This is a genomic window from Kineococcus esterisolvens, from assembly GCF_050871405.1.
Taxonomy (GTDB): Bacteria; Actinomycetota; Actinomycetes; order Actinomycetales; family Kineococcaceae; genus Kineococcus.
Window position 1 is genome coordinate 1 of record NZ_JBJLRI010000105.1, and the last position, 9,425, is coordinate 9,425.

A 9,425-nucleotide genomic window follows, 5' to 3' on the forward strand; every position below is an offset into this window, starting at 1 on the left:
CGGCGGGCACGGCCGCACCGGCCGCGCCCGCCGGGCCGCCGCCCCGCCTCGCCCCCCTGCGCCGGGTCCCCCTGGCCGTGGGGGTCGTCGTCGTGCTCGCCCTCGTCTGCGTCTCCCTGGCCGTGGGCGGGTACGACATCACCGTCGAGACGTTCCTGCACGACGCGCAGGCGCGCGAGATGTTCTTCATCAGCCGCGTCCCGCGCACCCTGGCCCTCGTGCTGGCCGCTGCCGCCATGGGCGTGTCCGGCGTGGTGATGCAGGTCCTCGTGCAGAACAAGTTCGTCGAACCCACCACCACCGGGTCCAGCCAGTGGGCGGCCCTGGGCATCGTCGCCCTCGCCGTCGCCCACCCGGGGGCGCCCACGATCGTGCGCATGGTCGTGGCGAGCCTGCTCGCCCTGGTGGGGACCCTGGTGTTCCTGGGGGTGCTGCGGCGGGTGTCGCTGCGTTCGTCGGTCATCGTGCCGCTGGTCGGCATCATGCTCGGCTCGGTCGTCGGCGCGGCCACCACCTACCTGGCATCGGAGAACGACCTGCTGCAGATGCTGGCGTCCTGGCGCTCGGGCGGTTTCAACGACATCGTGCGCGGGCGCTACGAACCGCTGTGGATCGTCGGCCTCGTCGTCGTGGCCGTGTACGTGACCGCCGACCGGTTCACCATCGCCGGCCTGGGCAGGGACGTCTCCACGAACCTGGGCCTGCACCACGGCCGCGTGGTGTTCACCGGCACCGCGATGGTGGCCCTGGCCACCGGCGTGACGACCGTCGTGGTCGGTTTCGTGCCGTTCCTGGGCCTGGTCGTGCCCAACGTCGTGTCCCTGCTGCGCGGCGACGACGTGCGTCGCAACCTGCCCTGGGTGGTGCTGGCCAGCGTGGCCCTGATGGTGGTGTGCGACCTCGTCGGCCGCACCGTCGTGTTCCCGCTGGAGGTCCCCGCCTCGGTCGTCCTGGGCGCGGTGGGCGCCACCGCGTTCGTCGTGCTGGTCCTGCGCCGGAGGGGGTCGCTGCGTGGCTGAGGACACCACCGTGCGCGTCGCGAGCGGCGTGCGCCCGCCGCGCCGGAGCAGCGCTGCGCACCGCCCCGGCCCGCGGGAGGGGCGGGCCGCCCGCGCCGGACGGTCGCCGCGCCCCTGGTTGCGGGTGGCGGTCGTGGGCGCCCTGGCCGTCACCGCCGTGCTCTGCTACCTGTTCCTGTTCCTGCGCGGCTCCTTCGAGTTCGCGATCGAGCGCCGGCTGATCGCCGTCGGCGCCATGGTGGTCGTCGCCTTCACGCAGGGCGTGGCGACCCTGCTGTTCCAGACCGTCACCCAGAACCGGATCCTCACCCCCTCCATCATGGGGTTCGACTCCGTCTACACCCTGGCCCAGACGGCGCTGGTCGTGGTCTTCGGCGGAGGTGTGCTGGCCGCCACCGACGGGGTCGGCAAGGTGGCGGCCCAGACGCTGCTCATGGTCGCCTTCGCCACGTTCCTGTTCCGCTGGCTGTTCTCCGGCCGCCGCGCCAACCTGCACGTCCTGCTGCTGGTCGGGGTCGCGATCGGCATGGCCTTCGACAGCCTGGCGACCTTCGGCCAGCGGGTCCTGGCGCCCGCCGACTACGACCTGCTCTCCGCGCGCCTGTTCGGCCGGCTCACCGCGGCCGACCCGCAGGTCCTGCCGCTGGCGGGGGCGGTGTGCGTCCTGGTCGGCTTCGTCGTCGTGCGCCGCCACGCACGCCTGGACGTGTTGCACCTGGGGCGCGACGTGGCCACCAACCTCGGCGTCGACCACCGCCGCGAACTGACCGTGGCGCTCGTGTGCGTGTCCGTGCTGGTGGCCATGTCCACCGCGCTCGTCGGCCCGATGACGTTCTTCGGGTTCCTCGTCGCCGCGCTCACCCACCAGATCGCCGGGTCGCACCGGCACGCCGTGTTGCTGCCCACGGCGTTCTCCCTCGGCGTGCTCGTCCTGGTCGGAGGGCAGTTCGTCATGGAGCACGTCTTCTACGCCACCGGCATGCTCACCGTCGTGCTGGAGTTCATCGGCGGTCTCGTCTTCCTCGTCCTGCTGCTGCGGAAGGGCACGTTGTGATCACCGTCGACGGCGTCACCAAGGCCTACGACTCCACCCCAGTCCTGGGGCCGGTCACCGAGGTCGTCGCCGAGCGCGGCATCACCTCCGTCATCGGGCCCAACGGCGCCGGCAAGTCCACCCTGCTGACCATCGCCGGGCGCCTGGCCGAACCCGACGCCGGCTCGGTGCGCGTGCACGGCGACGGCGAGCCGGTCGACGTGCACCGCGCCCGCTCCAGCGACGTCGCCAAGCTCGTGGCGGTCCTGCGCCAGGAGAACCACTTCACCGCCCGCCTCAGCGTGCGCGAACTGGTCTCCTTCGGCCGCTTCCCGCACTGCGGCGGCCGGCTCACCCCCGTCGACGTCGCCGCCGTGGACGAGGCCCTCGAGTTCCTGGACCTCACCGACCTGCAGGGCCGCTACCTGGACCAGCTCTCCGGAGGGCAGCGCCAGCGCGCCTACGTGGCGATGGTCCTGGCCCAGGGGACCCGCTACGTCCTGCTGGACGAGCCGCTGAACAACCTCGACATCCGCCACGCCGTGCGGATGATGCGGCTGCTGCGCCGCGTCGCCGACGATCTGGGCCGCGCGGTCGCCCTGGTGGTGCACGACGTCAACTTCGCCGCGGCCTGGTCCGACCGCATCGTCGCCGTGCGCGACGGGCGCGTGGTGGCCCAGGGCACCCCCGAGGAGGTCGTGCGCACCGACGTCCTCGAGCGGGTCTTCGACACGCCCGTGCGCGTGCACGTGCTGGACGGGGTGCCCACCGCCGTCTACTACCGCTGAGGACCGTCCGGGGGAGCGGGCGGAGCCGAAGATCAGGTGAGGCTATCCTCGGCGCGTGCACCGTCGTTCAGTCCTCGCCGCCCTGGCCGCCTCCGGCGCCGTGGTCACCCTGGCCGCCTGCGGGGGTGAGGACGACTCCGCCGGCGCGCGGTCCCCGGCCTCGTCCGCGGGCACGCCCACCGCCGCCGGGGGCGGTGCCTTCCCGGTCACCGTCGAGCACCGGCTCGGCTCCACCCGCATCACCGGGGCCCCGGCCAGGGTCGTGACCGTCGGCTACAACGAGCAGGACTTCGTCCTGGCCCTGGGACTCACCCCGGTGGGGACCCGCAAGACCCTCAGCTACGACTCGGCCCGGCGGCCGTGGGCGCAGGACCTCCTGCCCGAGGGCGGGATCCCCGAGGTCGGTCAGGCGGAGCTGAACCTCGAGGCGATCGCCGCTCTGCGCCCCGACCTGATCATCGGGGCCTACTCGTACATGGAGCAGGGCACCTACGACCAGCTGAGCGCCATCGCCCCCACCATCGCCGACGCCCCGGGGCGGACCGAGGGCGCGGCAGCGACCTGGCAGGAGGAGCTCCGGGTCATCGGCGAGGCGCTGGGCGAGGCCGAGGGGGCCCGCGCGCTGACCGAGCAGGTCGAGGCCGAGTTCCAGGACGCGGTCGAGGCGAACCCCGGGTTCAGCGGCAAGACGATCAGCGTCGCGCTCATCATCAGCGGTCAGTACTACCTGCTGGGCGCCGGCGATCCGCGCGGCAAGTTCTTCCAGGACCTCGGCTTCGAGGGCAACCCCACCGAGGGTGAGCTCAGCGCTGAGCAGATCTCCCTGATGGACACCGACGTGCTCGTCGTGCTGGGCGCCGGTGCCGAGGAGTTCACCGCCAACGGTGCCGCCGCCGCCCTGTCGGTCGTCACCGAGGGGCGCACCGTCTACGTGCCGGCCTTCGAGGACGACTTCGCCGGCGCACTCGGGTTCTCCAGCCCGTTGTCGCTGCCGTACGCCGTCGAGCGGGCCGTCCCGGTCCTGGCCGCCGCCGCCGACGGTGACGTGAGCACGGTGCCCGCGACCCTGTGACCCCGGGCCGTCCGGCCGTCGGCCCCACCTCCCCCGTGACCGCCGCGTGGCGGTCACGGGGGAGGTGCTGATGCCCGCACGAGGGGAAGCACGGATCCGGACGACGCTCAGCATCGCCCGGAGGTCGCGGGTCGTCGTCGACGACGACTGGGCGGGGGACCCCGACGGCCTCGTGGCGCTGGCCCACCACCTGCTCCTGCCCGGCAACGTCGTCGAAGCCGTCACCAGTTCGCTGCTGTCCCCGCAGTTCGGGCCGCCGGCCGGCGGCAGCGCGCGTGGAGCCGCTCTCGCCGAGGAGCTGGTCGCTCTCGTCGGAGGCGGTGCCGCACCCGCCGTCCACGCGGGCGGCGACGACACCTGCGACCCGGCGAGGCCGCCGTCCGAGGTGGCCAGGGCCATCGTCCGGGCCGCCCGCCGCGAAGACCCCCTGCCGCTGGTCGTCGTCTGCGCCGGACCGCTGACCAACGTCGCCGAGGCGCTGCACCACGACCCGGGGATCGCTGACCGGATGACGTTGTCCCGGGTCGGCGGCTCGTCCACCGAGCGTCCCGAGTGCAACCGGGACACGGACCGGGCCGCCGCCGCCCACGTCTTCGGCGCCGCCGGGCTGGAACGCTGGCAGTTCCCGCTGGAGACCTGTACCGCACCTGCGCGTGGAGCGTCGCCCAGATCGAGGACGCGCTCGAGGGCTGTGGACGGCTCGGTGCGTGGTTGTGGCGAAGGTTCGTCGAGCTCCCGCTCCCGGACGGCTTCGAGGTCGACGCCGTGTGGCCGCTCGGAGACAGCTGCCCGCTCATCGGGACGGCGCTGTCGCCGAAGTCCAGCACGTGGGTCGACGAACCGAACGGGGTGCGCACCTGCACGCGGCTCGACCGTCAGCCGGTGTTCGGCGACATGATCGCCGCGTTCCGCGGACACGCCCGTCGCTCGCGGTCCACCGGCTCGTCCTGACCCGGCGCTCAGCCCCGCCCCGTTCCGGGGAGGTCCCGCGGATCGGCGCTCGCTGCGACCCGCCGAGGCGGGCGCCTCACGAGGTCCCCGTCAACTGGAACCACACGGTCTTGCCGGTGGCCGGCGGGCGGGCGGCCCGGGAGCCCCAGCGGCTGGCGAGCTGCTCGATGAGGGCCATGCCGCGTCCGCCGGTGGCTTCCGGGCCGACGTGGCGCACGACCGGGGTGGCGGGGCTGGCGTCGGTGACGGCGATGCGGACGTGCTCCTCGTCGCAGTCCACCTCGATGGTGACCGGGCCGGCGCCGTGGCGCATCGCGTTGCCGACGACCTCCGAGGTGAGCAGCTGCACGACGTCCTCGTCGACCTGCGCGGCGCAGGGTGCGCCGCAGCGGGTGACCTCGTCGCTGACCCAGTGCCGGGCAGTGGCCACGGCCGAGAGCTCCGGGTCCAGGACGAGCCGTGCCATGGGACCTCTTCCTGCGCGCCCGTGCGGGGCGAGTGCCTGACGGTGCCGCGAGGCCGGTGGGGAGCCACCGGTGCGGTTCGTCCAATGTGCAGCCGCAGCCGGGTGGCGGCAAGACGAGCGGCCGCCCGCGCCGCCGTAGGGTGGAGGGCGGTGGTGCGCTGCGCGGGCACCACCTCCAGCCTTCAGGAACCAGGGCGCACGGGTACAGCGCGGGGATTCGAGGTCGTGCAGTGGTGGCAGCATCCCGGCCGGCGGGTGGCGGCGGTCGAGCCGCCGACGAGGGTGGTGGCGGTGCCGCCGAGGGCGACGCCGCCCCTGCCGCTCAGCTCGTGGGCGCCGTCGCCCGCTCGGCGCAGGACGCGGCCCGCACCGAGGCCGCTCGGCGGCTGGTGAGCGCGCCGGCGAACCCGGCGCTGCAGCGGCTGGCGCACCTGGCGGCGCGGATGCTGTCGACCTCGGCGGCGCAGGTCTCGCTGTTGACCGACGTGCAGACCATCGGCGCGGTGGCCGGTCAGGCCCCGGAGCTGGTGGGCGGCACCGGGCCGCTGGCGGACTCGTTGTGCACGGTGACGGCCGCCGGTCGAGCGCCCCTGGTCGTGCAGGACGCCGCAGCCGATGCGCGGGTGGCTGCGCTGCCGCCGGTGACCAGCGGCGCGGTGGGGGCCTACCTGGGCGTGCCCCTGATCGATCAGGACGGGCACGCGGTCGGTGCGCTGTGCGTCTTCGACCCGGTTCCGCGGGCGTGGCGCAACGCCGACGTGGAGGTGCTGACGGAGCTGGCGGTCGCCGCGGTCGCGGAGCTGGAGCTGTCGGCGCTCTCGCTGCAGTACGAGGCGGACCGGGTGCGCTGGCAGCTGGCCATCGCGGCCGGTGGAGTGGGCAGCTTCGACTGGGACCTGGACGCCGACGTCCTGACGTGGGACGAGCGGGTCCTGGAACTGTTCGGCTACAGCGCCGACGACTTCGACGGCACCATGGGCGCCTTCGAGGAGCGCGTCCACCCCGACGACCTGCAGCGGGTGCGCCGGCTGCTGGGCGAGTCCGTGGAGACGGGAACCACCTTCGAGGCGGAGTACCGCCTGGTGCTGCCCGACGGGGACACCCGGTGGGTCAAGGCCCGCGGGGAGGCGCTGCGCGGCACCGACGGGCGCCCGGCGCACCTGCTGGGCGCGGTCTACGACACCACCGCCGAACGGCACCAGGACGCCCGGGTGTCGCGGGTGCTGGAGTCGATGTCGTCGGCGTTCTTCTCCCTCGACCGCGACTGGCGCTTCAGCTACGTCAACGCGGAGGCGGAGCGGGTGCTGCAGCGCACGCGCGAGGAGCTGCTGGGCCGCAACGTGTGGGAGCTGTTCCCCGACGCCGTCGGCGCCGAGTTCGAGGTCCAGTACCGCCACGCGATGGCCACCGGCGAGCAGGTCAACTTCGAGGCGTACTACCCCGCGCCGCTGGACCGCTGGTACGAGGTGCGCGCCTGGCGCGACCCGGACGGGCTGTCGGTGTACTTCCTGGACGTCACCGCCCGCCGCGCCGCTCAGCAGCAGGCCGAGACGGAGCGTGCGGCGACGCAGGTGGCCCTGCGTGCCGCCGAGCAGGCCCGGCGTGCCGCCGAAGCCGCCCAGCACCAGGCGCGGCAGGCCCAGGAAGCCGCTGAGCGCACCGCCGAACGGTTGGCCCTGCTGGCCCGGGTCAGCGCCGACCTGTCCGCGACGCTGGACGCCGAGGAAGCCGTCGCCCGCTTGGCGCAGCACGTCGTGCCGGCACTGGGGGACTGGTGCATCGTCAGCCTCGTCGACGCGCACGGCACCCTCCACGACATCGCCTCCTGGCACGCCGAGGAGGCGGTGCGACCGGTGCTGGAACGCTACGTCGACCGCCGGCTGAAGGCCCTGGACCCCCGCACCGCCTTCGTCACCACCGCGGTGGCAGCCCGCCGCACCGTGCTGGTGCCCGCGCCGGCGACCGAGGCCATCGCCGCCGTCCTGCACGACGAGCGGGCGAGGCAGCTCCTCCGGCAGTTGGCACCGCACACCGCGGCAGCGGTACCCCTGCGAGCCCGGGGGCGGACGATCGGCCTGATCACCCTCTGCCGGTCGGAGGGGCGCCCCGTGCTGACCGGTGAGGATCTGCTCACCGTGGAGGAGGTCGCCGAGCGCGCCGGGCTCGCGCTGGACAACGCGCGCTTGTACGGCCAGCAGGAGCAGATGGCCGAGGGGCTGCAGCGCAGCCTGCTGAGCGCGCCGGTGGAGCCGGACCACCTGCAGATCGCGGTGCGCTACCGCCCCGCCGCGAAGGCCGCGCAGGTCGGTGGCGACTGGTACGACACCTTCCTGCAGCCCGACGGCGCCACCGTCCTCGTCATCGGCGACGTGATGGGGCACGACATCGACGCGGCCGCGGCGATGAGCCAGGTGCGTTCACTGCTGCGCGGCATCGCCTACTACAGCGGTGAGGCCCCCGCTGCCGTGCTCTCCGGGCTGGACGCCTCGATGGAGGGCCTGGCGGTGGGCACCACGGCGACCGCCGTGGTGGCGCGCCTGGAGCAGAGCGCGGACCAGCGCGAGCGCGGCACCACCCGGCTGCGCTGGTCCAACGCCGGTCACCCACCGCCGATGCTCATCACCCCGGACGGCACCGTGACCGCCCTGCAGGGGCTGCACCACGACCTGCTGCTGGGCATCGACCCGGGTTCGCGGCGCATCGACGAGGAGATCGCCCTGGACCGCGGTTCGACGCTGCTGCTGTACACCGACGGCCTCATCGAGCGCCGCGACCAGGACTTCGACACCGGCCTGGTGCAGTTGCGCGAGGCGATGCGCGACCTGGCCGGGCAGAGCCTGGACGACCTGTGCGACGGCGTCCTGCAGCGCCTGCTGCCCGAGCACCCCGAGGACGACGTGGCCCTCGTCGCGGTGCGCCTGCACCCCCAGGACGGCCCGCGCCCGGCCGAGGCCGGCCCCCACGTCGTGCCGCCCACCCCGCCCCCGCGGTAGCCGGTGCGGCGGTCGGTGCACGCGTGCGCTCCCTGCTGCTCGTGCGCGCGGCGGGCAGCGGGGGTAGAACAGGGCGCATGATCAGCGCGCACGACGAAGTCGAAGTGAAGTACGACGTTGCGCTCGACGCCGACGTGCCGACGTTGTCCTCCCTGCTCGCGGAGGTGCCCGGCGCTGCGGAGGCCGGGTTGCGCGAGGGCGACCTGGGGGAGCACGAGCTGCAGGCGGTGTACTTCGACACCGCCGACCTGCGCCTGAGCGCTGCGAAGATCGCCCTGCGTCGGCGCACCGGAGGGACGGACGCGGGATGGCACTTGAAGACCCCCGGTGCGGACGGGGCCCGCCTGGAACAGCGCGTCCCGCTGGGGCGCGCCGTGCGCACCGTGCCGGCCGCGCTGCGCCGGCTCGTGGCCGAGCACACCGACGGCGCCGCGCTGGTACCGGTGGCGCAGCTGAACACCCGACGCCACGTGCGCACGGTCCTGGACGCCACCGGCCGGCGCGTGCTGGAGCTGGCCGACGACGTCGTCGAAGCCCGCAGGCTGCTCCCGCTGGCGGGTTCCGGTGAGGCGGCAGGAGCGGTGCAGAGGTGGCGGGAGGTGGAACTGGAGCTCCTCGAGGGGGACCGTGCGACCTTCGAGGCGCTCGACGATGCCCTGCGGGCCGCGGGGCTGTCGGTGTCCGCCAGCCCCTCCAAGGTGGGCCGCCTCCTGTCGGGCGCCGGTTCCGCCGCCACCGCCACCGACACCCGCGCCGTCGGCGGTCCCGCTGACGGCCCTGGCGACGACGCCGCGCAGGAGCCCTCCGGGAGCGAGCCGGTCGAGGCGCGGGAGCCGGGCCCGGGCCGAGCGTTCGCCGCCGTGGAACTGCCCCGGCGTACCGAGCTGAAGCGGCACTCGGCGGCCGGGGACGTGCTGCTGGTGCACCTGCACGAACAGGTCGAGCAGGTGCTTACCCAGGACCCGCGGGTGCGCCGCGACGAGCCGGAGGCCGTGCACAAGATGCGCGGGGGGCCGCGCCGGGGGGGGGGGGGGGGGGGGGGGGGCGGGGGGCGGGGGGGCGGGGCGCGCGCGCCCCGCGCGCGCGCCGCGCCCCCCCCGGCC

The 9,425-nt window shown here is 74.4% G+C and carries 8 protein-coding genes; 7 read left to right on the plus strand and 1 reads right to left on the minus strand.

Annotated elements, in window-relative coordinates:
- Positions 1 to 56: 56 nt before the first annotated feature.
- The 5 genes from ACRYR8_RS19950 (at position 57) to ACRYR8_RS19970 (ending at position 4,810) form a co-directional block, all read left to right on the plus strand.
- Positions 57 to 1,019: an iron chelate uptake ABC transporter family permease subunit gene (locus ACRYR8_RS19950; protein ID WP_432485120.1), complete on the plus strand. Its 963-nt coding sequence runs from the start codon at positions 57 to 59 to the stop codon at positions 1,017 to 1,019.
- The gene (locus ACRYR8_RS19955) at positions 1,012 to 2,073 is read left to right on the plus strand and encodes an iron chelate uptake ABC transporter family permease subunit (RefSeq protein WP_432485090.1); all 1,062 of its coding nucleotides are present in this window, start codon (positions 1,012 to 1,014) and stop codon (positions 2,071 to 2,073) included. The genes ACRYR8_RS19950 and ACRYR8_RS19955 overlap by 8 nt, the downstream gene beginning before the upstream one ends.
- Positions 2,070 to 2,840 (plus strand): iron ABC transporter ATP-binding protein, encoded by a 771-nt coding sequence (locus ACRYR8_RS19960; protein ID WP_432485092.1) that lies wholly within the window; start codon positions 2,070 to 2,072, stop codon positions 2,838 to 2,840. Before ACRYR8_RS19955 ends, ACRYR8_RS19960 begins: the two co-directional genes overlap by 4 nt.
- Positions 2,841 to 2,895: 55 nt before the next feature.
- Positions 2,896 to 3,912 carry an iron-siderophore ABC transporter substrate-binding protein gene (locus tag ACRYR8_RS19965; RefSeq protein WP_432485094.1) on the plus strand — a complete coding sequence of 339 codons (1,017 nt, stop codon included), beginning with the start codon at positions 2,896 to 2,898 and terminating at the stop codon, positions 3,910 to 3,912.
- Between the two features lie 70 nt (positions 3,913 to 3,982).
- The gene (locus ACRYR8_RS19970; protein ID WP_432486187.1) at positions 3,983 to 4,810 is read left to right on the plus strand and encodes a nucleoside hydrolase; all 828 of its coding nucleotides are present in this window, start codon (positions 3,983 to 3,985) and stop codon (positions 4,808 to 4,810) included.
- A 129-nt stretch (positions 4,811 to 4,939) separates the two neighbouring features.
- Here the strand turns inward: ACRYR8_RS19970 and ACRYR8_RS19975 are convergent, their stop codons facing one another.
- Positions 4,940 to 5,329, minus strand: coding sequence for an ATP-binding protein (locus tag ACRYR8_RS19975; protein ID WP_432485096.1), 390 nt, complete (start codon positions 5,327 to 5,329; stop codon positions 4,940 to 4,942).
- Between the two features lie 230 nt (positions 5,330 to 5,559).
- Here ACRYR8_RS19975 and ACRYR8_RS19980 point away from each other — a divergent pair, with 230 nt between their 5' ends.
- Both ACRYR8_RS19980 and ACRYR8_RS19985 read left to right on the plus strand, forming a co-directional pair.
- A complete protein-coding gene (locus ACRYR8_RS19980; protein ID WP_432485098.1) occupies positions 5,560 to 8,322 on the plus strand; it encodes a SpoIIE family protein phosphatase in 2,763 nt (920 codons plus the stop codon).
- A gap of 77 nt (positions 8,323 to 8,399) precedes the next feature.
- On the plus strand, positions 8,400 to 9,425 hold a 1,026-nt coding region (locus tag ACRYR8_RS19985; RefSeq protein WP_432486188.1), incomplete at its 3' end, for a CYTH domain-containing protein.

What these genes read in the sequence shown, in the direction of transcription:
- ACRYR8_RS19970 (WP_432486187.1), top strand. Translation starts at nt 3,983, where the DNA reads ATGCCCGCACGAGGGGAAGCACGGATCCGGACGACGCTCAGCATCGCC.
- ACRYR8_RS19975 (WP_432485096.1), bottom strand. Translation starts at nt 5,329, where the DNA reads ATGGCACGGCTCGTCCTGGACCCGGAGCTCTCGGCCGTGGCCACTGCC.